The sequence below is a fragment of the Hymenobacter mucosus genome, assembly GCF_900188255.1.
Taxonomy (GTDB): domain Bacteria; phylum Bacteroidota; class Bacteroidia; order Cytophagales; family Hymenobacteraceae; genus Hymenobacter; species Hymenobacter mucosus.
In genome coordinates this window covers 52,860-76,768 of record NZ_FZNS01000001.1, presented here as the reverse complement: position 1 = coordinate 76,768, position 23,909 = coordinate 52,860, and the positions used below count along the sequence as shown (strand labels likewise).

The window sequence follows — 23,909 nt, the reverse complement described above, 5'->3', positions numbered from 1 at the left end:
TGCCTCCTATGACACCTCCTGCTACTGCCACGCCAGCCCTAAAGAAAGTGCTGCGCCCCCTGCATCTGTGGGCCATTGCCGTGGGGCTCGTTATTTCAGGCGAGTACTTTGGGTGGAACTACGGCTGGGCGGTGGCCGGCCCCGTGGGCTTTCTGCTAGCTACCCTGCTGATTACGGTACTCTACGTCACGTTCATCTTCAGCTTCACCGAGCTTACAACGGCTATTCCGCACGCGGGCGGCCCGTTTGCTTACTCCTACCGCGCCTTTGGGCCCCTGGGCGGGCTGGTGACGGGGTACGCTACACTGGTAGAATTTCTGTTTGCACCCCCGGCCATTGCCCTGGCCTTGGGCAGCTACGGGCACTTTTTGCATCCGCAGGTGCCGGTGCTAGCCACCGCCCTGGGCTGCTACGTAGTATTTATTGGCATCAACCTGCTAGGCATCAAAGAGTCGGCGCGGTTTTCCCTGGTGGTTACGCTGCTGGCCGTAGCGGAACTGGTTGTGTACATGGGACTGGTAGCACCGCACTTCAAGACCAGCAACTTCCTGAGTCATCCAGTGCCGCTGGGCGCGGCGGGCATCTTCGCGGCCTTGCCCTTTGCCATCTGGTTCTACCTGGCCATTGAAGGCGTAGCCATGGTAGCCGAAGAAGTGCAAGACCCGCGGCGCACCATTCCTAAGGGCTACCTCTACGGCTTGGGTACGCTGGTGGTGCTGGCGCTGGGGGTAATGATACTCACCGCAGGCGTCACGGACTGGCGCCGCCTCAGCACCATTGACTATCCCTTGCCCGAGGCCCTGGGGGTAGTACTAGGCCGGCAGAGCCGCTGGACGCAGTTTTTTGCCAGCATCGGCCTATTTGGGTTAGTTGCTTCCTTTCATGGCACCATCATCGGCTACTCGCGGCAGGTATTTGCGCTGGCCCGCAGTGGCTACCTGCCGGGCTTTCTGGCCCAGGTGAACCCGCGGTTTCGCACGCCCCACTGGGCCTTGGCGGCGGGGGGCCTGATAGGCGCGGGGGCCCTGCTCACGGGTACCACGGCGCAGGTTATTATTCTTTCGGTGCTGGGCGCCGTGGTGATGTATGGCATGAGCTTGCTGAGCCTGTTTGCGCTGCGCCGCAAGGAGCCTCGGCTGGAGCGCCCCTTCACCGCGCCCTTCTACCCCTACGTACCACTGCTCGCCCTAGCCCTCACGCTGCTGAGCCTGGGCGCCATAGTGTACTACAACTGGTGGCTGAGTGTGCTGTTTTTTGCCGGGTTGGGTGGGGTGCTGGGCGTATTCTTGCTGTTGGGGCGCCACCGGCAGCCGGTAGCAGAAGATACCCTGCTCACCCCCGCCGATTTGCTATAGCTGCCTGCTACCTCGGTTTGGTTGCACTGGCTTAGAGTGCTTTTTATCGTCTCAGGTTCTGTTCTTGCTTTGTTTCGCTATGTCCTACCGCCACACCATTCGCCAGCGGGTATACGAGTTTCCTGACCTGAAAACGCTGCTGGCAAAAGCCTCCCCTCTGCGCTCAGGAGACGTACTAGCGGGCCTGGCCGCCGAAACTTACGAGGAGCGCGTGGCTGCCCAGCTCACACTGGCCGACGTGCCCCTGCGCAACTTCCTCCACGAAGCCCTCATTCCCTACGAGCAGGACGAAGTCACCCGCCTTATTATGGATACCCACGATGCCGCAGCTTTTGCCCCCATCAGCCACTTCACGGTGGGGCAGCTACGCGACTGGCTGCTGGCCGAAGCTACCGACACCGCCGTTTTACAAGGCCTAGCCCCCGGGCTAACGCCTGAAATGGTAGCGGCCGTGAGCAAGCTCCTGCGCAACCAAGACCTGATTGCCCTGGCCCGCAAGTGCGAGGTAGTGACGCAGTTCCGCAACACCTTGGGGCTGCGTGGGCACCTAGCTACCCGCCTCCAGCCCAACCACCCCACCGACGACGCCCGCGGCATTGCGGCCAGCTTAGTAGATGGCCTGCTCTACGGCAGCGGCGACGCCGTGCTGGGCATCAACCCCGCCACCGACAACCCACGGGTAGTACGCAACCTGCTTGAGATGCTCGACGCCGTGCGCGAGCAGTACCAGATTCCTACCCAAACCTGCGTGCTTAGCCACGTCACCACCACCCTACAACTTATTGAGCAGGGTGCCCCCGTTGACCTCGCCTTTCAGTCCATTGGCGGTACGGAGGCTACCAACGCCAGCTTCGGCGTGCACCTAGGGCTTCTGCAGGAAGCCTATGAGGCGGCCCTGAGCCTGCACCGCGGCACCCTGGGCCAGAACGTTATGTACTTTGAAACGGGCCAGGGCAGCGCCCTTTCGGCCGGGGCTCACCACGGCCTCGATCAGCAAACCTGCGAGGCCCGCGCCTACGCCGTAGCCCGCCATTTCAAGCCCCTGCTGGTTAATTCGGTGGTGGGTTTCATCGGCCCGGAGTACCTCTACGACGGCAAGCAAATCGTTCGGGCGGGGCTGGAAGACCACTTCTGCGGCAAACTCCTGGGGCTACCCATGGGCGTAGACGTATGCTACACCAACCACGCCGAAGCCGACCAAGACGACATGGATACCCTGCTGACAATGCTGGGCGTGGCGGGCTGCACGTTCATCATGGGCATCCCCGGCGCCGACGACATCATGCTGGGCTACCAGTCTACTTCCTTCCACGATGCCCTCTACCTGCGCCACACCCTTGGCCTGCGCCCCGCCCCAGAGTTTGAGGCTTGGCTACAGCAGCAGGGTATCTTCAACGAAGGCGGTCAGCTATTACCCGCGCCGGAAAAGCATCGGTTGCTAACCCAGGTAAGCGGCTAACCTAACGCCCTGCACGCCCCTGTAAGAAAACCACTTGCACAGCACAAGAAGGCCTAACCCGTCCGATATGTCAGATACGCCAACCCCACTGCCCGAAAACCCAGCGCCGGACCCCTGGTTAGGGCTGCGGAGGTACACCGCTGCCCGCATTGCCTTGGGCCGCACGGGCACTAGCGTGCCGCTACGGGAGTTGCTAGCGTTCCGGCTGGCGCACGCGCACGCTCGAGACGCAGTGTACTCGCTGCTGGAAACGGAACGGCTACTTGGAGAGCTAGAAGAGTTCAAGCTTCCCATATACCATGTACGCAGCCAGGCCGAAAACCGCTCCCAGTACCTCCAACGACCCGATTTGGGCCGCACACTCCACGAAGATTCTAGCCGCGCCCTGCAAGACAGTGCCCCCGCCTCCTCGGATGTAGCCCTTGTTTTGGCCGATGGGTTGTCGGCTACGGCGCTCAACCAGCACGCCCTGCCCCTGCTGCGCCTGCTAGTGCCCCGGTTGCAGCAGGCGAGCTTTCAGCTGGCCCCGCTTACGGTAGCCGAGCAGGCTCGGGTAGCGCTGAGCGATGAGATTGGCGTTGCCCTGCACGCCCAACTAGTCCTAATCCTGATTGGCGAGCGGCCCGGCCTCAGCTCTCCCGACAGCCTGGGTGCCTACTTCACCTATGGTCCCCGGCCCGGCCTCACCGATGATGCACGCAACTGCGTTTCCAACATCCGCCCGGAAGGCTTATCCTACCCCGCCGCGGCCGAAAAGCTGTTTCTACTAATCCAGGAATCTCTACGGCGACAACTGTCGGGCGTGAAGCTCAAGGATGAAACCGGACTCTTAGAGTAATATAGCTTGGAGTAGTATAGCTTGCCCGGCGTAGCTGTTGTAAGGAGGACCGGCAGCTCATCTCACCGCCACAACCACCTGCTCAACTAAGCCGAGGCATAGTGAAACAGGTGATTGTAGCGGCAAGATGAGCTGCTGGCTAACCCTGTAATACTTGTTCAATTTGGCTCAGCTCGTCCTCGCCGAAGTGCAGGTTATCCAGACAACGCAAGGAATCCGAAAGCTGATCGGGCTTGCTGGCGCCGATGAGCACAGAGGTGATGCGCTCATCGCGCAGAATCCAGGACAGGGCCATCTGGGCGAGGCTCTGGCCGCGCTCCTGTGCCAGGCTGTTGAGTTGCTGCACCTGGGTAAGGCGCTCCGGCGTAAGCTGGTTTTCGGTGAGGAAGCCTACCCCTTTGGCCACGCGGGAGTCCTCAGGAATGCCGTGCAGGTATTTATTGGTGAGGAGGCCCTGAGCCAGGGGCGAAAAGGGTATGCACCCTACCCCTTCCTCGCCCAGCAAGTCCAGCAAACCGCCTTCCACCCACCGCTCAAACATCGAGTATTTGGGCTGGTGAATAAGGCAAGGTGTGCCCAGCTCCCGCAGAATGCGCAGGGCTTCGGCGGCCTCGGTGGGCTGGTAGTTGCTAATGCCCACGTACAAGGCCTTGCCCTGCCGCACTACCTGGTCGAGGGCACTCATGGTTTCTTCTAGGGGCGTGTCGGGGTCGGGGCGGTGGGAGTAGAAGATGTCCACGTAGTCCAACTTCATACGCTTCAGGCTCTGGTCGAGGCTGGAAATGAGATATTTGCGGGAGCCCCACTCGCCGTAGGGCCCTTCCCACATATGGTAGCCAGCTTTGGTGGAGATGATAAGCTCGTCGCGGTAGCCGCGGAAATCCTCCTTCAGGATGCGCCCGAAGTTAGTTTCGGCCGAGCCGGGCGGCGGGCCGTAGTTGTTGGCCAAGTCGAAGTGCGTCACGCCGCTGTCGAAGGCCCGGTGCAGGATAGCGCGGAAGTTACTGAGTACGTCCACGTCGCCGAAGTTGTGCCAGAGCCCCAGCGACACGGCTGGGAGCTTTAAGCCACTCCGGCCGCAGCGGCGGTAGACCATATCGGTATAGCGGGTAGGATTTGGTTGGTAGGGCATGGTTGGAAGGAGTAGATAGTGTTAGGGCAGCAAGTACGCAGGAACCCAGATATACTCCGTACGGTGTCCGCGGTTTTTGCGCCGGCCATGCTAACTTTTCCCGACCTTTTGTCCGGCTACCCGCCCGGCGTCGGGCTCCTACCCCCCCTCCTTTCGCCTCACCCGCCCGATGAGCACCCTGATTCCGACCTACCGGCTGCAATACTTCGCCCGCCCCGACGAGGATACGGCGGACGTGTTTTTCCTTGATGAGCACACCCATACCGGCGGCCCACCCCTAGGGGTGCCGTACCGGGGCAATTACTACAAGATTGGAATCTGCCTGCGTGGCACCGCGGAGCTGAAGGCCAACCTGGAAACCTACGCCATCGGACCCGGCAGCCTTATGCTGATTACGCCCCACATCATCAAAGAGTGGACATCTTTTTCCGCTGACCACGACAGCCTGTCGGTTTTCTTTACCCCGGAATTCATCACCACCCGCAACCACATTCCCATTGACCATTTTCAGTTTCTGGAGAATGCCACCCGGCATGTGTTGCCGCTCACGGTCATTGAGGCCGCCAGCATTACGGCGTCGTTGCGCCTGCTACAGCAGAAGTTTCAAGCCCCGGCCGCCTACCGCAACCAGGTCATCAAAAGCCTGATTAACAGTCTACTCTTTGAGGTAGTCGGCCTCTACAATCAGCAGCAGGCGGCACTCCAGACCACGCAAACGCGTAGCCAACTGCTCACGGCCGAGTTCAAGCACCTAGTAAATGCCCACAGCACCGCCGAGCGTAGCGTGAAATTCTACGCTGACCACTTGTGCATCACGCCCAAGCACCTCACCGAAACCGTAAAGCAAACCACCGGCAAAACCGCCGGTGAGTGGATTGAGGAAGCTGTAATGCTGGAAGCCAAGGCCCTGCTGCAAAATCGGCAGCTCACCGTCGCCCAGGTAGCCGATCTGCTGCACTTCGCCGATCATTCGGCCTTCAGCCGATTTTTCCGCAACAGCCTCGGCCTCTCCCCCACAGCGTATAAGCAGGCTAGCTGAGTAGTGTGAGTATACACTGCAAATCATCGCTAGAGAGCTAGTTCTCCTCCTTACTTGATGCGCAACATCATTGCAGGAGCGGAACTAGCTTTCTAGCTTGTACATAAAGCGTCTAGGGCTCAGGAGGCGCCCGTTTTCCGCCTTTTAGCCCAACCTTCCCGCCTTTTCGCTCTTTCTGGCGGCCTGCCCACGGAGCACCTTTGTGGTGTATCCGTAACCCATTTTCTCGTTTCCTATGATTCTGATAACCGGCGCTACCGGCCACATCGGCTCCGTTGTTCTGGAGCAGCTTCTGCGCAAGCTCCCCGCCCACCAGCTCGCCGCCCTGGTGCGCGACGAAATAAAAGCCGCTCATTTGCAAGCCCAGGGCATCACCATCCGGGTAGGCGACTACCGCGACCCGGCCTCCCTGGAGCGGGCCATGCAGGGCATTAGCAAAGTGCTGCTCGTATCCGGCGGGGGCGATGAAGACGGCCTGCAGCAGCACTACAACGTAGTGGATGCCGCCAAAAAAGCCGGCGTGCGGTGCCTGGCCTACACCAGTCGCGCCCTCCAGAACCCGGCCACCCTCACCAACCAGCTCATGGTGCGCCACTTCCAGACGGAAGACTACATCCGAGCCAGTGGCCTCTCCTACCTGCTATTCCGCAACATCTTGTACATGGACACACTGCCGCAGTTTGTGGGCCCGCAGGTGTTTGAAAAGGGCATTCAGCTCCCGGCCGGCCAGGGCCGCGTGGCCTTCGCCCTCCGCCGCGACATGGGCGAGGCCATTGCCAACGTCCTCGCCGACGACTCCTGCCAGAACCGCATTTTCACCTTCACCGGCGCCGCTACGTATTCCTTCACCGACGTGGCCCAGGCCCTTAGCGAGCTGTCCGGCCGGCCCGTGGAGTACACGCCCATTGAAGAGCAAGAGTTTATGTCCCGCCTACGTGCCCAGGGTCTGCCGGCGGTAGCCGTAGAGCGCATCACCGGCTTCCTCACCGACATCAAAAACGACCAGGAATCCACCGTCACTGCCGAACTGGCCGACTGGCTGGGCCGCCCGCCTACCCCACTACGGGAGGGAATAAAGGAAATTTTCAAAGTATAATCGGGTGTTTCACTGCCCGAAAGCCCGGCTATACGGTCGGGCTTTCGTGTGGTTGGTTGGTAGCCGGTTTGGCTGATAACCGCCATATTGCCCTCCGCTACTACCTCTTATCTTCCGCCAAGCCCTCTTCCAACCATATGTCCCTGCAACCCCGCTCCATGAGGCCTTTCATCGGGGCCAAAGATTTTGCCGTGTCGCGCAGCTTCTACCGCACCCTCGGCTTCACGGAAACCGTGCTGTCGCCGGCCATGTGTTATTTTGTGCGGCAGGGCGTGGGCTTTTACCTGCAGGATTTCTACGTACCGGACTGGATTGACAACACCATGCTCTTCCTGGAAGTGGAGGATGTGGAACAGTACTGGCAGGCGCTGACGGCGCTGGATTTACCCGGTCAGTACGAGGGTGTGCGGGTGCTACCTATCCGGCAGGAGGCCTGGGGCAAGGAAGGCTTCGTGAACGACCCCTCCGGGATTCTCTGGCACATCGGGGAGTTCAATAAACAGTAGTAACGTTCCTTCCTGCCGCCACCGACAGCGTAGTATGTTGCTTATAGAAGCTGTTTTTTATTTTTGCTTTGCTGCTGGCTCCCCTGCTAGCTTCAGTCAGAATCCTTTGCAGAATAGGAAACAGTTGGGGGCGGTACGCTGCAGTTAAGGCATCAAGCTCTTCATCCTCCTTCTGCAAAGCGCTGGCCTCCCACTGCTGACGCTCCTCTCCCAACGGGAAGTCCATGATTTGGGAGTGATATGCTTCTACTATCCCCAACTCGTCAGCTGTCAGAGGCTTAATCCCGTGCTGTTTCAACCAATACAAACTGGTATGCAGACGCAGTATGCCCAAGGGCAACCCTACTTGATTGGTGATAATTGAGCGAGACGCCGAAATAAGTTTCTTGAGTAGAGTGCCTGATTTTGGAGGATTAGGCATGTTTTCTCAGGTAGCTCCTGGCAAATAGGATGTAAGCTGCCAAAGTTAAATTTCTCCCCGACCTTCGGCCACCTTATTGCTGTTTTCGTTGTTATCAACGAATCCCAAACACCCAAATCTGTTGGCTGAACAACCTACCTATACTGATCCTTACGCCCTGGAAAAAGAGCTGCGCAAGGTGCAGGCCCTCATGAAGCTCGAGCAGCAGGAGGACCTGGAGCAATTCAAAATTAAGAGCGCCCAATCGACCATTGCTGAGCGCCAAAAGCGGGGCCTGACCTGGTACCCGGTCAAAATCACGAAGGAAGACATTGGCTTCGGCGGTAAGCTTGTCATTGAGCTGGAACGACCGGTAGGCGCGGGCGGGCTCCACCTGTTTCAGGTGGGCAAGAATGCCGCCTTGTTTGGCAATATACCCGGCCGCTCGGGCTCCGACCGCCCCACACTTAGCGGTGTCATCACCAGCGTAAAGCGCAACAAGATCCTGCTAGCCACGACCAAGGAGGACCTCCCCGATTGGATTGACGAGGGCAAGCTGGGCGTGGACCTGACCTTCGATGAGGTGAGCTACCGCGAGATGGAGTATGCACTGGGTAAGGTAATGGGCGCCTACGACTCCCGCCTGGCCGAGCTGCGCGACGTACTGCTGGGGGCCAAGCCGGCCCGCTTCAAGCCCGAAAACGAAGCCACCCTGTACTACCCCTCGCCCCTGAACGACTCTCAGCTGGCGGCGGTGCGCCACGTGCTAGCCGCCCAGGACGTAGCCATCATTCACGGCCCGCCCGGCACCGGCAAAACTACTACCCTGGTGCAGGCCATTCTGGAAACCATCCGGCGCGAACGGCGGGTATTGGTGTGCGCCCCCAGCAATACGGCCGTAGATTTGCTCACCGAAAAGCTGGCCGAGCGCGGCGTCAACGTCATTCGCATGGGCAACCCCTCGCGGGTGTCGGATTTGCTGCTTCAGCATACGCTGGACGCGCAAATCATGAACCACAAGAGCTACGCCGAGCTGAAAAGCATGCGCCAGACGGCGGAGCAGTACCGCGAGCAAGCGGGCAAATTCAAGCGTCACTTTGGCTGGGAGGAGCGGGAGCAGCGCCGCCATTTAAAAGAGCAGGCTCACTTGCTGCTGCAGGAATCAGACCAGCTGGAGCGCTACATCACGGAGGATCTGCTGGAGCAGGTGCAGGTGATTACGTGCACCTTGGTGGGGGCCGGCAACCGCGCCATTCGTCACCTCACCTACGAAACAGTGTTCATTGACGAGGCCGCGCAAGCCCTGGAGCCGGGGTGCTGGATTCCGATTACTAAGGCCAACCGTGTGGTGCTGGCTGGCGACCACCAGCAGCTGCCGCCTACCGTCAAGAGCGAAAAAGCCGCTAGTGAGGGCTTGCGCGAAACCTTATTTGAGAAGTGCATTAAGCGCCAGCCCGACACGGCCCGCATGCTGGAAACCCAGTACCGTATGCACGAGCAGATTATGGAATTTAGCTCGGAGCAGTTCTACGGCGGTCGGCTTAAGGCAGCGCCCAGCGTGGCCCACGCCGACCTACCCGACTACGACCTGCGCTTCGCCCCTGATATGCCGGTTGAGTTTTTGGATACGGCTGGCTTTGGCTTCCAGGAGCTAGGCATTGAGGAAAGTCGCTCCATTGCCAACCCAGAGGAAGCCGATTTGCTTCTGAAGCGCCTTTCGCAGCTGCTGGAGCCCTACGACCAGGCTGACCACACCGAGGACCTGCTGACTATTGGCGTCATTGCTCCCTACCGCGCCCAGATCAACTACCTTAAAGACGCGGTGGAAGACAACGACGAGCTAGTAGGCCTGATGGAGCACCGCATGCTGAGCATTGGCACCGTTGACTCCTTCCAAGGCCAAGAGCGCGACATCATTGCCATTACTCTCACCCGTAGTAACCCCCAGGGGGAAATTGGCTTCCTCTCCGACATCCGTCGCATGAACGTGGGCATGACCCGTGCCCGCCGCAAGCTGCTGATTGTGGGCGACTCTAGCACGCTGGGCTCCCACCCGTTCTACAAAGCATTTCTCGACTACGTGGAAAGCATTGGGGCCTACCGCACGGCCTGGGAAATGCAGTAGCTTCCGCTCCAAGAAGATGAAACCAACACCAGACAAGAGCCCGCACTAGCTAGTGCGGGCTCTTGTGTTAAAAAGGCAGATGATCCTCATCTGCCTACCAAGGCGCAGGTAGTGTTGCTACTATCGAGTGCTGAGTGAAGTAGTCAGAGAATTCCTGCTACGGTAGGCCCTACTCCTGGTTTACCACCGCATCTTCCGTATTAATACAGAAGCCCGTACTAACACGGAAAAGCCCCGTTGCTAAAAACGAGGGCTTTTTTTGTGCGTACCTGCCTTACCACCTCCCCGATTTACTACCTATGAAAACTTACGCCATTGTCATCCACGGCGGGGCCGTCACGATGGACCCCAGCAAGCTCAGTCCCGAAGAGGAAGCCGCGCAGCGCCACGGGCTGCAAGAGTCCCTGCAAGCAGGCTGGGAAATCTTACACCGGGGCGGTAGTGCCCTCGATGCGGTGGAGGCGGCTGTGCAAAGCCTGGAAAACAACGAGCACTTCAATGCTGGCCGGGGCAGTAGCCTCAACATGCAGGGCGAAGTACAAATGGATGCCGCCATCATGGACGGGCGTACCCTCAATGCCGGCGCCGTAAACAGCGTCCGATACGTCAAGAACCCCGTCAGCCTGGCCCGGATGGTGATGGAGAAGTCTGAGCACGTGTACATAGCCGGCGACGGAGCTACCGAATTTGCCCTGCAGCACGGCCTGACGATGGAAGCTGTGCACTACTTCGAGACGGAAAAAGCTCGTAAAGAGTGGCTGGAAATCATTCAGGAAGAAGAAAAACAGCCCCAGGAGCACGATACCGTGGGAGCCGTGGCCCTCGACCAGGAGGGCAACCTAGCCGTAGCTACCAGCACCGGAGGCATTGAGGGCCAGCAGAAGGGCCGCGTAGGCGACAGCCCGGTATTGGGCGGCGGCACCTACGCCGCCAATGAAGCCTGCGCCGTATCGTGCACCGGCGACGGGGAAGTTATTCTACGGGGTGCCCTAGCCCATGAAGTATATGCCTTGGTGAAGTACAAAGGCCTAACCGCGTCCGAAGCCTGCCGCGAAGCCCTCCACTTGCGCGCAGAAGACCTGAAAGGCGACAAAGGCTTCATTGCCATCGATAAAGATGGAAACGTAGCCGTGGAGAGCAACACCAACATCATGCGGTGCGCCTACCGCATCGGCGACGAACAACCCTTCGTGGCCGTGTGGCGCGAGGAACTACCGTAACCTAGCCGCTTGCTTCTTCCCGATAAAGCAACGCGGCGGTAGGTACTAGGTCAGACCCGCGCATTCGCCAGTTGAAATACCGTCAAAATGGCCCGCAGCTTACCGGCCGGTTCCGAAAAAGGCATAAACACCCTATCAGAGCTGGCCGGTAAGCTGCGGGCCGTTTACTACGTTGGTCTTTTGCGGTTCTCCGCCCTACTTCAAGTCAATCACCGACATTGTATGCGGGGCATCCGAGCGCGTATTGACAAAGTTCTTTTCGGGCTTGTCGAAGTCGGACACGTACAGGCGGTTCCCTTTCAGCAGAACCTCGGCGGGCTGGTCTAGCAAACCACCCGCACCATTGGTGTCGCCATTTTGGGCCAGGGTCGTGACGGAATTATCCTTCAGGTTGATGACTTCGATGGCGTTCTGGCGGGAGTTGCACACGTAAGCTTTGTCGGTTTTCCGGTCGATTATCAGGCCGTCGATGCACGGTATCTGCTTGCCCGTGAGCGTGAGGGTTTCTTGCTGAGCTAGGCTGCCATCAGGCTTTAGCGTCACGCGGTAGAGCTTACCGTCGCCGAAGGAGCCGGTATACAGGCGGCCCTGACTATCGTAATCTAATCCATCGGCGCCGTTGTCTACATTAGTTTCGTTTACGGTTGTCGTAAACATGGCCAGTACGTGGGGGTCCTTGGTTTTGGGCTTGAGGTGAATAGGCGCCTTGTTGAGTTCGGCAAGGGTGAAATGCAAAATAGCGCTACCCTTGTCGTTGCCAGGCATATCCCACTGGCTGTCGGTTACATAAATAGTGTTGCCTTTCCACACTACCGCATTAGCCAGTCCAAACTTATCCACTACGGTTTCCACCTTGCCGGGCTTGCCATTTTCTACCCGAACGCGCATGAGGCGAGATTTGAAATCCTTGCTGTTTTCGTACTGATTTTCGGCGTAGTACAGGTTGCCGTCGGGTCCAAAGGCCAGGTCCATGGGGGCAGCCTTCTGGGTGGTAGGCTCCACGGGCAAGTTGGTAAGGTAGGGTGTAAGGCCCGCGTCGGTCAGCTCCATAAGCACGGCCGGGTAGGTATTATCCGCCAAGTTGGGCACGGATAGAATGATGCTACCATTGGGGGCCAGCGCCAGGCCATCGGGCGTATTGTGGGCCTCGTCCAGCGTGTAGAGCAGTTGGGGGCGCCCAATGGCGGCTACCGTGTCGGCGGCGGGGGGCACGTGCGCAGCCGCCGTATCAGGGGATGTGCCCGGCGCGGTGGCCGCCTGCTCGGGGTGAGATGAATTGGACTGGCAGCCAGCCAGCAGGGTGCCGCCCAGCAGCAGCGAAGCAAGGGGAGATTTCATAGGTCAGCATAGGGGCGCAACGCCCAGGGTAGAAAGCTGTTCACGTAGGCAGCTTAACGGTACGCCCGGTGGGCAGTTAGCTGATGCCAAAATTTTACAAAGCCCTTTTCCGATTCCTTCCGCCCACTACCCATAGATAATGCACCGACAAATCCGGGGTATTTCCGTAACTAGCTTATGAAACCCAATCCTCCACCTCCAGCACCGGACATTCGCGTCCACCCCAACACATGGCTCAAATCAGCGAAAACAAAGTCGTAACCATCACCTACGACCTGAGCGTTACCGACGAAAACCAGGAGAAAGTCCTCGTCGAGTCGGCCGAGGAAGATGCTCCCATGGTCTTTTTATTTGGCCAAAGCGGCTTGCCCGAAGAGTTTGAGCGCCAGCTCGATGGTAAGCAAGCCGGTGATGAGTTCAGCTTCTCCCTCACCCCGGAGCAAGCCTACGGCGACTACGACCAGCAGGCCGTCGTTGACATTCCTAAAAACGTATTCGAAATCGACGGCCAGATTGACAGCGAAATGCTGCAAGTGGGCAACTTCCTCCCCATGGCCGACAACCAGGGCCACCATATGCAAGGCAAAGTGGTTGAAATCGGCAACGACTCCGTGAAAATGGACTTCAACCACCCTCTTGCTGGCATGGTTATGCACTTCGACGGCAAAGTAGCCGAGGTACGCGAGGCTACCCGCGAGGAGCTCGACCACGGCCACGTACACGGCGAGGGCGGCCACCATCACTAAGCTTTCCCTACACTAGGTAGCAGTAAAAACGGGGCCTCTGGGCCCCGTTTTTAGTTTGCGGACTTCTTACGGCAGCATCTTATGGTATACTTGCCGCCGCTTCTATCCCTTATCCTTTGGTGAATGTCCTTATCTCTCGCCGCCTTAATAGGCCTGGTCAGCTTGCCTCTTTTTCAGCAGCAACCACTCTCAACCGACAGCCTTGTTATTTTTAAAGCCGGCCGCCACTACCACTATCGGGCGCTGTTTGTCAGCCCGGCCGGCGACACGCTATCCAGAGAAAGCATCACCTTAACGCCCAGTGGCACACCCTGGATTGGCCAACCAAGCAAGCAAACCGCCTTCTCGCTTCAGTTCCATTATACCCCGCAGGATTCGCTGACTTTCCTGGCCTACCCTAATCCTAAATCGAAGCCCAAGGAAAAGCCGGAGGTGTATACCTGGTCTAGGTCGATAGTTACCGGGGCCATTGAGAATAGAAAGGAAATTCTGATTCATCCTATCCGAAACAACCAGTACGAGCATTCGGAGGTAGCCCCTTTCCCCCAGATTAAGATCCCCTCGTTGCAAGTGGGGGGCAACTGGAACAGCATGACCGTGATTATGACCGGCTGGGGAGCCTTCAAGGGAACAGTAAAGAGCCACTACGAGGTAGAAAAGCAAGTACCCCGGCAGTATGGCAACCTAACCCTGGCTGACTGCTGGCTGGTGCATGCAGTGGGCAGACACAGTAAACTCGGCACCAGCTACCTAGACTTTTACTTCCACCCCCAATACGGTTTTACCGAAATGAAGTATCGGTTTTATGACGGAACCATCATCTCCTTCGTGCTGGAAAAAGTAACAGATCAGCCTTAGCGAGTCGTGCTGCTCGTACGCGTTGAGCGTGCGTTGCTAGGCCGTGTTCCCACGCCATTCTTCCGCCTCCACCGCAGCTCGTAGCTCCGGCCAGAACTCGCGGAAATCGGCTTGGTACGCGGGCAGCTCGGCCAGGAAGGCGGCGGCTCCCGTCGTGAGTACGGCGGCGGCAGGCACGCGGCGGCTCAGGCCTAGCAAGGCCCTTTCCAGGCCCGCCGGCTGGGCATAGTTGGTAAGCCAATCGTCACGACGCATGTAGTACAGCACCTGTTGCAACGGCGGAGGCAACTCCTGGCGGCGGCGGTGCAGAAGGGCGTACAGGCGCTGGGCAAAGGCGGGTAGCGGCTCGGCAGCTACATGGAAATCAGCAAAGTTGCGGGCGAGCAGGTGGTCGTAGCCCACATCGGACACTACCCCGGCCCACTTGCCTAGCCCCGCCTGACGTAGGCGGGCGGTAGTACGGCGCACCACGGGATGCGTGTCGGTAAAGGAGTCGATGAAGCGGTGTAGGCGGATGCCTTGTTGCACCGCGTGGGGGTAGGCCAGTAAGCCCGCGCGGCCGCGCACGGCCTCGGCCGCAAAATTACCGACAACAATATCGGCATACTGGGGCGTGGCAGTAGGCGTGCCAGAAAGGAGTAAGTGCGCAAGGAAATTCATGAGTAAGGGGAAGTACGGCAAAATCGGGCAGCTGAACCTTCAAGCGTCCCTATCGTATCCTGTGCTACGATCCTTACACCACCAAAACCCGAAGATAATGGCTGAGCAAGTTGCCGAAAGTCACGATGTGACCAAGCTGATTGACAGAATTAAAGATATTAAGATTGCCATGCTGACCTCTGCCGATGCGGAAGGTGGTCTTCATAGCCGGCCGATGTACACCCAGAAGCCCGATGAAGATGGTACGCTATGGTTTTTCACTGAGAAAGATTCGGCCAAGATTTACGAGGTCCGCAAAGACCAGCACGTAAACCTGGGCTATTCCAAGCCCGACGACAACCTCTACGTTTCAATTTCGGGTACTGCCACGGTACTTACCGATCAGCAGAAAGTAAAAGAACTGTGGACGGAAGGCTTGCGCGCCTGGTTCCCCAAGGGCCCAGAGGACCCCAACATCGCCCTGCTAAAAATCAGCATTGACCGGGGTGAGTACTGGGACCAGCCGAGCAACGTGCTTGTACGCGCCTTTGGCTACGTGAAAGCGGTGGCTACCGGCGAGCGGTACCAGCCCACCGGCGACGAACACACCAAGGTGAACCCACTCTAGGCTTTAACGTTAGCCCTAGTAGTTTGAAGAGGACCGGAAGCTTTTCCGGTCCTTTTTTGTTGTTTCGCGTACCACCCCGCTTTTGGCCCTCCTGCCCAGGCATTTCGCTGGCAGCCCATACCGAACTGTCTGCCGTACCTACTCTGCCTTTCCTTGCTCACTACACTTTCCATCCTCACCCTGCAGCCCGACCAAAAGCGGTGGGCATTTGCGCAGATGGGCACTGCCCAACGGCCCCTGCAACGGGTAGCCGGCCTGTCGTTTCAGAAGTTGCTGGGCAGCGGCGCCGGCGGGTTTGGGGCCCTGCCTAACTTGCACCGCTATGGGTTTATGGCCGTGTGGGAATCAGCCGCTGCCGCCGCAACATTCTTTGCCGAGCATCCGCTGTGGCGGGAGTACCGGCAGCGCACCACCGAAATCTGGACGGCTGAGCTAGCCCCCCTGAAGTCTCACGGGCTTTGGAGCGGAGTCAATCCCTTCGACTACCCGACGGACGTAGCACCCGGCGGCCCCGTGGCCGTACTCACCCGCGCTTCTATCCGCTGGCAGAAAACACCCCGCTTTTGGCGTTATGTGGCTCCTACCAGCGCCACCGTAGCCCAGGCACCCGGCGTGCGGGCCGCCATTGGGCTCGGCGAATTGCCAGTAGTGCGCCAGGCCACGTTCAGCCTCTGGGAATCGGCCCAGGCCATGCAGGACTACGCCTACCGCAGTGAAAAGCACAAAGAAGTTATCAGGCTAACTCGCCAGGAGAAGTGGTACGGGGAAGAGCTGTTTGCCCGATTTCAGGTGCTACGCACGGAAGGCACTTGGGACGGCCAAGACCCCATTTCTAACTTAACGCCCCCGCTTCTGGTCTAATCGGGTAGCTCTGCGCGGAGGGTTGGCGGGAGTCGGAGGTACGGAATCTAAGGCAACTGCTGAGGAGGGCACGGCTGCTACCACCAATTGCACCCGTTGATAGTTGGTACGGGCTTGCAGCCACTGCACTAGCCGGTGTTGCTCTGGCTCTGGCACATCGGCCTGGGTTTCAACGCTGGCTAGTAGCACAGTGTCCGCCGGAAGAGAGTCGCGTAACACGGCCGGACGCACCAGTTGAGCTAGAGCCAAACGGCGCACCGTGGGATGTTCTACCTGCACCTCGCGTAGCAAGTCACCAGGGGCCGGCAACGACGAGCGGGAGGCTGCCACTAGCTGGTGAAGTTGCGTTAGCTCCGCTTCGGGCCGGGCCGGCAACTTGTTCTGGCGGGCACGTACATCCTCGGCTGAGTTTTGGCTCAAGGCTTTTGCATCCAACGAGTCGTAGGCCTGTAAGCCCTGGCGTACAATAAGCTGGGTAGGCAGCAAATGATATTCAATTAATTGACGGCGGGCGGCACCCAAGCGAGCCGCATCAATGGTAGGCCCTAATAACAACACATTGATGCGTCGCTTTCGGGCGTCAATCTGGCGGGTAACTACGTAGGTGCCAGGAAAATCCAACTCCTTTCTCACAAAATCTTCAGCCGCGTGCTCATACACGGAGCGTTGCACGATGCGGTAACCCAACCACACGCTGGGTCCTGCTACTACCACGGCCGCCGCTAGCATCAGGCGGCGTACGCGCTTGGCATGCTTCTCATCCTGAAACTCATGCGCGGGCAGACGCAGAAAGCGCATTACCAGGAAAGAAGCCAGCGTGATGAATACGCAGTTGATTGCGAACAGGTAGAACGCTCCCAGAGCATAGTGCCACTGCCCGGAGGCAAGACCATAGCCGACGGTACACAAGGGTGGCATAAGGGCAGTGGCAATGGCCACGCCGGGGATGACATTGCTTTTCTCGCGGCGCGTAAGCCCTACGGCACCAGCCAGCCCCCCAAATAAGGCTATCAGCACGTCCCAGATAGTGGGCTCCGTACGCGCTAACAGTTCCGACTGGGCCTCCCGTAAGGGCGTGAGCATGAAATACACGGTGGACGTAAGCAGGCTGATACCAATGGCCAGCGCTAAGTTGCGCAAAGCTTGTCGCAGCAAGTCTGGGTTATTCGTGGCCGCGCTATAGCCCATGGTCACCAGTGGGCCCATCAGGGGTGAAATCAGCATGGCGCCGATGATGACGGCTGTGGAATTAACATTCAGCCCCACGGAGGCGATAAGAATGGCGAAGATGAGCACCCATAAATTAGTACCCCGAAAGGAGGTGTTAGATTTTACGCTTTCCTCAATCACGGCCGGATCGGCGGTGTCATCAAGCAAGTCGAAGCGCTGGCGCAGAAACCGGAATACAACGGAGAGATAGTTCAAAATGAGCTGTTGTCATGGTAGACTCACTATATGCGTACGGTGGAGCTAGCTCAACGTTAACGCTACTGCTTAGCACCGTCTTCTAAGCGTGGTAGCGCGTACCCTGTCTCTTCTTTTTGCATAGCTTGTTTACCTGATTTATGCTGCTTGATGATAAGCATCCGTTGGTAAAAGATCGGCGTGGCTTAAGTGGCTGAGGCTCGCGGCTTCCGCCCACTGGCGTCGGAGCGGATATCCAGCTGGGCATCGTAAGTGCACGGCCGAGCCGCACCATGCGCTACCAATCCGAGTGTTGGGGCCAATAGCAGCGGCCTGGGGCTGTGCATGGTAGCCTAGGCTGTAGCATGTTTGCTTGTAGGGTTTCGTGGTTGTGCTCTCCTGACTATCTAAAACCGGTATTCGCCCAGGAAAAAACTCCTCGCCAAGAACACGGAATGCTCCTACCCATTAGGACCCTAATCTTGCCTATGATTATCCTTTCCCGGCATTTCCACTTAATTTCGCCAGTTCAGCAAGTAACCACCTAATAGGAAGCCCATGCCCGGCTATAGTCCCCAGGAAATTGAAAAGAAGTGGCAAGCCCACTGGAAAGAGCATAATACCTTCAAGGCTGACAACGCTTCTGAGAAGCCCAAGTACTATGTGCTAGATATGTTCCCCTACCCCTCCGGGGCTGGGTTGCACGTAGGCCACCCGCTTGGCTACATTGCCTCCGATATTGTGTCGCGCTACAAGCGCCTGCAGGGCTTTAACGTGCTGCACCCCATGGGCTTCGACTCCTTTGGTCTTCCTGCCGAGCAGTACGCCATTCAAACGGGGCAGCACCCAGCCATCACAACGGAGCAAAACATTGATACCTACATTCGTCAGCTTAACTCCCTGGGATTCAGCTACGATTGGAGCCGCGAGGTACGCACCTCCGACCCCAATTACTACAAGTGGACTCAGTGGATCTTCCTGAAGCTGTTCAATAGCTGGTACAACCTCGATACCGACCGTGCCGAGCCGCTAAAGACCCTGCTTGATAAGTTTGCCGAGAATGGCAGCCAGGGCATACGCGCCGCCGGGGACGACGAAGAGCGTCATGATTTCACGGCGGGCCAGTGGCAGATGTGGAGTGAGAAGCAGAAGCTGCAAGCGGTGCACCCCTACCGATTGGCTTATCAGTCAGATACCTACGTAAACTGGTGCGCTGGCTTGGGCACGGTGCTTTCCAACGATGAAGTGAAAGACGGCGTATCGGAGCGCGGAGGGTTCCCCGTGGAGCGTCGGTTGATGCCACAGTGGAACCTACGCATCACGGCTTACGCCGACCGCCTCCTGCAAGGCCTCGACACCATTGACTGGCCCGAGGCCGTGAAGGAGATGCAGCGCAACTGGATTGGTAAGAGCATCGGCGCCGAGGTGACCTTTGCGGTACAAGGCCACGAGCAGGCGCAAATCAAGGTGTATACCACCCGCGTAGATACCATCTACGGGGCTACCTTCCTCGTGCTTGCTCCCGAGCATGAGTTGGTTAAAACCCTGACAACGCCCGAGCAGCAGGAAGCCGTACAGGCCTACATTGACGCCACCAAGCGCCGCTCAGAGCGCGACCGGATGGCCGATACCAAAACGGTGTCGGGCGCTTTCACGGGCGCTTACGCCCTGAATCCTTTCAACAACGAACCCATCCAAATCTGGATTGCTGACTACGTCCTGGCGGGCTACGGTACTGGCGCCGTTATGGCCGTACCTTCCGGCGACCAGCGCGACTACGTATTTGCCAAGCACTTCAACCTGCCCATCGTGCAGGTTGTTGATCAGCAGCAGATTGAGGAGCAGGCTGACCCCACTAAGGAAGGCAGCTACCTGCACGGCCTTATTACTGGCTTGGGCTATAAGGAAGCTACCCAAATCCTCATTCAGCAGTTGGAAGAGCGGGGTATCGGTAAGGGCAAAGTCAACTTCCGTATTCGCGACGCCATCTTCGGCCGCCAGCGGTACTGGGGCGAGCCCATCCCGATTTACTATAAGGACGGCGTAGCCTACGGTGTAGCAGAGGCCGACTTGCCACTGGTGCTACCTGAAATTGACGAGTACAAGCCCACCGAAACGGGTGAGCCGCCCCTAGCCCGCGCCAAGGACTGGAAGTACAAGGGCCAGTATGATTACGAACTGAGCACCATGCCCGGCTGGGCGGGTTCTTCGTGGTACTTCCTGCGCTACATGGACCCCGAAAACCAGGAGCGTTTCGTAGGCCAGGAGCCCGAGCAGTACTGGCAAAATGTAGACCTGTACCTGGGTGGCGCAGAGCACGCCACCGGTCACCTGCTCTACTCCCGCTTCTGGCACCTCTTCCTCAAGGACCTCGGCTTGGTAACTGCGCATGAGCCCTTTCAGAAGCTCATTAACCAGGGCATGATCCTGGGCCGCTCAAATCTTATTTATCGTATTCAGGGCACCAATACTTTTGTAAGTGCTGGCAAAAAGGACGAATACAAAACGACCGAGCTACATGTCGATGTTAACATTGTCGACAACGACATACTCAACTTAGAGGCTTTTAAGAAGTGGAGGGCAGAATATTCCACGGCCGAGTTCATTCTGGAGGATGACGGCACCTACGTTTGCGGTACGTTAGTGGAAAAAATGTCAAAGTCGCTCTACAACGTAGTGAACCCCGACACGCTCATCGAGAAGTTTGGGGCTGATGCGCTGCGTTTGTACGAGATGTTCCTGGGGCCGCTGGAGCAATTCAAGCCATGGAATACCAATGGCATGAGCGGCGTAGCGGGCTTCCTCAAGAAGCTCTGGCGCCTCTACCACCCCCAGGATGGCGACTTCGCCGTAACTGATGAAGCGCCTAAACCCGCCGAACTGAAGGCTTTGCACAAGGCCATCAAGAAGGTAGAGGAAGACATTGAGAAGTTCTCGTTCAATACCACCGTCAGCGCCCTCATGATTACGGTGAACGAGCTGACGACCCTGAACACGCACAACCGCGCTATTCTAGAGCCGCTCGTTGTTCTTATCTCGCCCTACGCCCCGCACTTGGCGGAGGAGCTGTGGCAGAAACTAGGCCACGAAGCCGGTAGCATCAGTTCCGTTGCCTACCCTGAGTTTAAGGAGGAATACTTGGTAGAAGACACGGTGAACTATCCCGTAGCCATCAATGGCAAGGTGCGGGAGCAGCTACAGTTCCCGGCTACCGCCACGGCCGCTGAAATTGAGGCCGCTGTGCGCGCTACGGATATCCTGGCCCGATTTGCTGAAGGCAAGGAAGCCAAGAAGGTGATTGTAGTACCCGGCCGTATGGTAAACGTGGTCGTGTAATCTGGCAGACTCTTAGTAAAAAAGGCCCGTTGGAGTATTCCAACGGGCCTTTTTATTCGTACGGAATAGCGCAGTCGAGAAATCCAGATGGCTATTATGAGAATCTCTGAGCCGTGGCGGAAGTTAGCTTACAGGCCTTGGCACGAGTAACCCGTAGTTTACTCCTGCTCAGCAGCGGCTAGTTGTTCCCGCTGCTTTTTAGGCAGGGATGCGCGTACCAAGTCGTAAGAATGATCAATTAGCTCGCGAAAATGATGAGCCGGAACGCCAGTGCCCATTAGAATGGTATTCCAATGCTTTTTATTCATGTGAAAGCCCGGAAGCACGTAGTCGTGCTGCTCGCGTAGCTCCACGGCCCGCTCGGGGTCACACTTCAGATTAACGCTGCCAAAGGTATTGATATCAGTGAGGGCGAAGACTTTGCCTACCACTTTGAACACAAGCGTATCGGGGCCAAAGGGAGTTTCTTCGGTTACGCCTGCTTTCAACAGGCAGTAGTCACGGAAATCTTCGATGTTCATACAAGTCAGAGGGCTAATAACAGGAAAGACCGCCATGCTACCCAGCGGAGCACAACGGTCTTCTATAGAAAACGCTACAAGTTAGCGAAGGAACCAGCGGTACAGCAGTACAATGAACCCCACCAAGAACATGGCCATGCTCAGCTTGTTGATGAAGTGCATGGTGCGCAGGTTAAAATTGGTGTGGCGGTTCGGGTCGTTCTTGCGGAAGAAGTATCCGAACACGGGGGCCAGGTTAAACAGGTCTTTGCGCATGAGAAGATGAATTGTGGATGTGCGAAAATAACATCTGCCAGGGCAGAAAGATTTGTTTTTCAGGCAAAAAGAACGGCATTTATTTTGGCTACTACCGCGTCTCAGCGTCTAGCTCTATCGATAGTACCCGAAGGCCTAAACGCACTGATAATGAGCTGCTAACTCAAGCATTATACGCAAGGTTATCACTGCTTAGAGCGGGCAATATGCACGTATCTTCTTTCCTAACACCCTCTACCTAGCTACTGGTAAATGGCTTCGATGCGCTGTTGGTTATTTTGGCTGATGATCTTACGCTTTACTTTCATAGTGGGAGTCAACTCACCCGATTCTACGCTCCACAGCTCCGGCAGCAGCACTACCTTTTTGATTTGTTCCCATTGGGCGAAGGCAGCATTGGCCTGCTGTACTAACTGGTCATAGAGCTGTTGCACCTGAGCGTGAGCCGCCAAGGCCGCATCGGAAAGGTCAGTAGGCAAGCCACGTTTCTGAGCCCAGGCGCGCAGCTCGGTAAAAGCGGGCACTAACAGCGCCGCGGCAAACTTCTGCCCCTCACCTACTACCATTACCTGCTCTACCAACGGCGACTCGGCTAGCTTAGATTCCAAGGGCTGCGGAGCCACGTACTTACCGTTGGAAGTTTTAAACATCTCCTTCTTGCGGTCCGTGATTTTCAGGAAGCGACCCGCAATAAACTCCCCGATGTCGCCGGTATGCAGCCAGCCATCGGAATCAATAACTTCCTGGGTCAGATCGGGTCGATTGTAGTAGCCCTGCATCACGGAAGGCGAGCGAGTCAGAATTTCACCGTCGGCGGCAATTTTCACTTCCACGCCTGGAATTACGGGGCCTACCGCCCCAATCAGGTTGCCCTCGGGCACGGGCTGGCTAGCAGCAATAACAGGGGCCGTTTCCGTCATGCCATAGCCTTCCATTACCCGAATACCGGCGGCCCAGAACACTCGAGCCAGGCGCGGCTGCAAGGCACCACCCCCACTCACGATATAGCAGATTTTACCTCCCATAGCCTCGCGCCACTTGCTGAACACTAGCTTGTTAGCTAGTGCCAACTGGGCGTTATACCACATGCCTTGGTTCTGCTGCGTATCGTAGCGCAAGCCTAAGTCTAGCGCCCAGAAGAACAGCTTTTTCTTTGCCCCCGTCAGCTCCTGGCCTTTCGCCACAATCTTATCATAGATTTTTTCTAGCAGGCGTGGCACCGTGGTAAATACCTGGGGCTGCACTTCGCGCAGGTTGTCGGCTATGCGCTCTACGCTCTCAGCGTACCATACACTGAAACCTAACTGCAGGTAGAGGTAGGTGGCCGTGCGCTCAAAAATATGGCTGAGGGGCAGGAAGCTCAACGCCTTATTGCCGGCAGGCAGCGGCAGATAACCCGTTAGGTTCTCGCAATTATAAAGGATGTTACGGTGGCTGAGCATCACACCCTTGGGCCGGCCCGTAGTGCCCGAAGTATAAATTAGCGTAAGTAAGTCGTCGGGCTGCACGGCGGCTTTCAGCGTCTCCAACTCGGTTACCTCGGCGGACTTACCCAGGACTAGCAAGCTCTGGAAATTACCGACCTCGGGCAGTTCATCGAACGAGAAAATGTGCTCCGGCCCAGGTGTCATGCCCGCCACGGCTTCCTGCACCCGGCTCAACAGCTTCTTGTTTTCCACCAGTACTACCCGCACGCCGGCATCCTGAAATATGTGGCGGTAGTCCTCCACCGTAATGGTGGGGTACATTGGTACGCTTACGGCTCCCAGCTGAGCAATGCCAAAATCAGCAATAACCCACTCAGGGCGGTTGGTGGAAATGATGGCGACCTTGTCACCTGGCTCAACGCCCAGCTGGCGCAAACCCAAGCTAACCTGGTTGCTGAGCTCCTGCACGCGCTGCGCGCTCAGTGGTTGCCAGCTACCGTCTTTTTTTGCCACCAGGCAGTCGGCCTGGGGCGTGGTGGTAGCAAGATGAGCAAGCAGGTCGAAGGTGCGGCGAAAAGTCATGCAGAAACGGGATGGCAGGGAGACGCAGGTCAATTGCAAACCGCAAAATTAACCCAATGGGTGCGTTGGGGAGCAGAATAACATAATTTTATCCACTGGCGCCGCCCAAGCACTTGGCGGGGGCACCACATCCCTAGTTCTACC

At 57.6% G+C, this 23,909-nt stretch carries 21 protein-coding genes; 13 read left to right on the top strand and 8 right to left on the bottom strand.

The features are described from left to right. The first annotated feature begins 8 nt into the window (after positions 1-8). The 3 genes from eat to eutC all read left to right on the top strand — a co-directional run bounded on the left by eat (position 9) and on the right by eutC (position 3,652). The gene (eat, locus tag CHB83_RS00340; protein ID WP_089331285.1) at positions 9-1,355 is read left to right on the top strand and encodes an ethanolamine permease; all 1,347 of its coding nucleotides are present in this window, start codon (positions 9-11) and stop codon (positions 1,353-1,355) included. A gap of 79 nt (positions 1,356-1,434) precedes the next feature. Beyond that, positions 1,435-2,814: an ethanolamine ammonia-lyase subunit EutB gene (locus tag CHB83_RS00335; protein WP_089331284.1), complete on the top strand. Its 1,380-nt coding sequence runs from the start codon at positions 1,435-1,437 to the stop codon at positions 2,812-2,814. Between the two features lie 67 nt (positions 2,815-2,881). Continuing rightward, positions 2,882-3,652, top strand: a complete 771-nt coding sequence (gene eutC / locus CHB83_RS00330) for an ethanolamine ammonia-lyase subunit EutC (protein ID WP_089331283.1) — start codon at positions 2,882-2,884, stop codon at positions 3,650-3,652. A gap of 139 nt (positions 3,653-3,791) precedes the next feature. Here the strand turns inward: eutC and mgrA are convergent, their stop codons facing one another. Continuing rightward, positions 3,792-4,784 carry an L-glyceraldehyde 3-phosphate reductase gene (gene mgrA / locus CHB83_RS00325; protein WP_089331282.1) on the bottom strand — a complete coding sequence of 331 codons (993 nt, stop codon included), beginning with the start codon at positions 4,782-4,784 and terminating at the stop codon, positions 3,792-3,794. A 169-nt stretch (positions 4,785-4,953) separates the two neighbouring features. On the opposite strand from mgrA, the gene CHB83_RS00320 reads away from it, so the two are divergent. The 3 genes from CHB83_RS00320 (at position 4,954) to CHB83_RS00310 (ending at position 7,425) form a co-directional block, all read left to right on the top strand. Beyond that, on the top strand, positions 4,954-5,823 hold the full coding sequence (locus CHB83_RS00320) for a helix-turn-helix domain-containing protein (protein WP_089331281.1): 870 nt from the start codon (positions 4,954-4,956) through the stop codon (positions 5,821-5,823). Positions 5,824-6,058: 235 nt separating this feature from the next. Further along, positions 6,059-6,919, top strand: coding sequence for an SDR family oxidoreductase (locus CHB83_RS00315; RefSeq protein ID WP_089331280.1), 861 nt, complete (start codon positions 6,059-6,061; stop codon positions 6,917-6,919). Positions 6,920-7,056: 137 nt separating this feature from the next. Continuing rightward, positions 7,057-7,425: a VOC family protein gene (locus tag CHB83_RS00310; protein ID WP_089331729.1), complete on the top strand. Its 369-nt coding sequence runs from the start codon at positions 7,057-7,059 to the stop codon at positions 7,423-7,425. Here the strand turns inward: CHB83_RS00310 and CHB83_RS00305 are convergent. Next, entirely contained in the window at positions 7,412-7,846 is a 435-nt protein-coding gene (locus CHB83_RS00305; protein ID WP_089331279.1) for a hypothetical protein, read from the bottom strand. The genes CHB83_RS00310 and CHB83_RS00305 overlap by 14 nt on opposite strands. Positions 7,847-7,967: 121 nt before the next feature. Between CHB83_RS00305 and CHB83_RS00300 the strand changes: the two genes are divergently transcribed. Together CHB83_RS00300 and CHB83_RS00295 are read left to right on the top strand one after the other, a co-directional pair. Next, positions 7,968-9,950 (top strand): AAA domain-containing protein, encoded by a 1,983-nt coding sequence (locus CHB83_RS00300; RefSeq protein ID WP_089331278.1) that lies wholly within the window; start codon positions 7,968-7,970, stop codon positions 9,948-9,950. A 299-nt stretch (positions 9,951-10,249) separates the two neighbouring features. After that, positions 10,250-11,170, top strand: coding sequence for an isoaspartyl peptidase/L-asparaginase family protein (locus CHB83_RS00295; protein ID WP_089331277.1), 921 nt, complete (start codon positions 10,250-10,252; stop codon positions 11,168-11,170). Between the two features lie 195 nt (positions 11,171-11,365). On the opposite strand, the gene CHB83_RS00290 is transcribed toward CHB83_RS00295, so the two are convergent. Next, complete coding sequence (locus CHB83_RS00290) at positions 11,366-12,508, bottom strand: SMP-30/gluconolactonase/LRE family protein (protein ID WP_089331276.1); 1,143 nt, start codon at positions 12,506-12,508, stop codon at positions 11,366-11,368. Between the two features lie 230 nt (positions 12,509-12,738). Here CHB83_RS00290 and CHB83_RS00285 point away from each other — a divergent pair, with 230 nt between their 5' ends. Then, positions 12,739-13,254: an FKBP-type peptidyl-prolyl cis-trans isomerase gene (locus CHB83_RS00285; protein ID WP_045689486.1), complete on the top strand. Its 516-nt coding sequence runs from the start codon at positions 12,739-12,741 to the stop codon at positions 13,252-13,254. 123 nt (positions 13,255-13,377) lie between these two features. Continuing rightward, positions 13,378-14,112 (top strand): hypothetical protein, encoded by a 735-nt coding sequence (locus CHB83_RS00280; RefSeq protein ID WP_089331275.1) that lies wholly within the window; start codon positions 13,378-13,380, stop codon positions 14,110-14,112. A 36-nt stretch (positions 14,113-14,148) separates the two neighbouring features. On the opposite strand, the gene CHB83_RS00275 is transcribed toward CHB83_RS00280, so the two are convergent. Further along, positions 14,149-14,772 (bottom strand): acyl carrier protein phosphodiesterase, encoded by a 624-nt coding sequence (locus CHB83_RS00275; RefSeq protein WP_089331274.1) that lies wholly within the window; start codon positions 14,770-14,772, stop codon positions 14,149-14,151. Positions 14,773-14,869: 97 nt separating this feature from the next. Here CHB83_RS00275 and CHB83_RS00270 point away from each other — a divergent pair, with 97 nt between their 5' ends. Together CHB83_RS00270 and CHB83_RS00265 are read left to right on the top strand one after the other, a co-directional pair. Beyond that, entirely contained in the window at positions 14,870-15,379 is a 510-nt protein-coding gene (locus CHB83_RS00270) for a pyridoxamine 5'-phosphate oxidase family protein (protein ID WP_045689484.1), read from the top strand. Between the two features lie 153 nt (positions 15,380-15,532). Next, entirely contained in the window at positions 15,533-16,240 is a 708-nt protein-coding gene (locus CHB83_RS00265; RefSeq protein ID WP_245855243.1) for a spheroidene monooxygenase, read from the top strand. On the opposite strand, the gene CHB83_RS00260 is transcribed toward CHB83_RS00265, so the two are convergent. Continuing rightward, positions 16,217-17,665, bottom strand: coding sequence for a DUF389 domain-containing protein (locus tag CHB83_RS00260; protein ID WP_245855242.1), 1,449 nt, complete (start codon positions 17,663-17,665; stop codon positions 16,217-16,219). The two genes, CHB83_RS00265 and CHB83_RS00260, sit on opposite strands and share 24 nt — an antisense overlap. Positions 17,666-18,202: 537 nt before the next feature. On the opposite strand from CHB83_RS00260, the gene leuS reads away from it, so the two are divergent. Then, positions 18,203-20,980 carry a leucine--tRNA ligase gene (leuS, locus tag CHB83_RS00255; RefSeq protein ID WP_089331272.1) on the top strand — a complete coding sequence of 926 codons (2,778 nt, stop codon included), beginning with the start codon at positions 18,203-18,205 and terminating at the stop codon, positions 20,978-20,980. 158 nt (positions 20,981-21,138) lie between these two features. Here the strand turns inward: leuS and CHB83_RS00250 are convergent, their stop codons facing one another. From CHB83_RS00250 to CHB83_RS00245, 3 genes are all read right to left on the bottom strand, one after another. Further along, entirely contained in the window at positions 21,139-21,501 is a 363-nt protein-coding gene (locus CHB83_RS00250) for an MmcQ/YjbR family DNA-binding protein (RefSeq protein ID WP_089331271.1), read from the bottom strand. Between the two features lie 81 nt (positions 21,502-21,582). After that, positions 21,583-21,756: a DUF6728 family protein gene (locus tag CHB83_RS23720; protein WP_173664779.1), complete on the bottom strand. Its 174-nt coding sequence runs from the start codon at positions 21,754-21,756 to the stop codon at positions 21,583-21,585. A 242-nt stretch (positions 21,757-21,998) separates the two neighbouring features. Next, on the bottom strand, positions 21,999-23,765 hold the full coding sequence (locus CHB83_RS00245) for an AMP-dependent synthetase/ligase (RefSeq protein WP_089331270.1): 1,767 nt from the start codon (positions 23,763-23,765) through the stop codon (positions 21,999-22,001). Between the last annotated feature and the right edge of the window lie 144 nt (positions 23,766-23,909).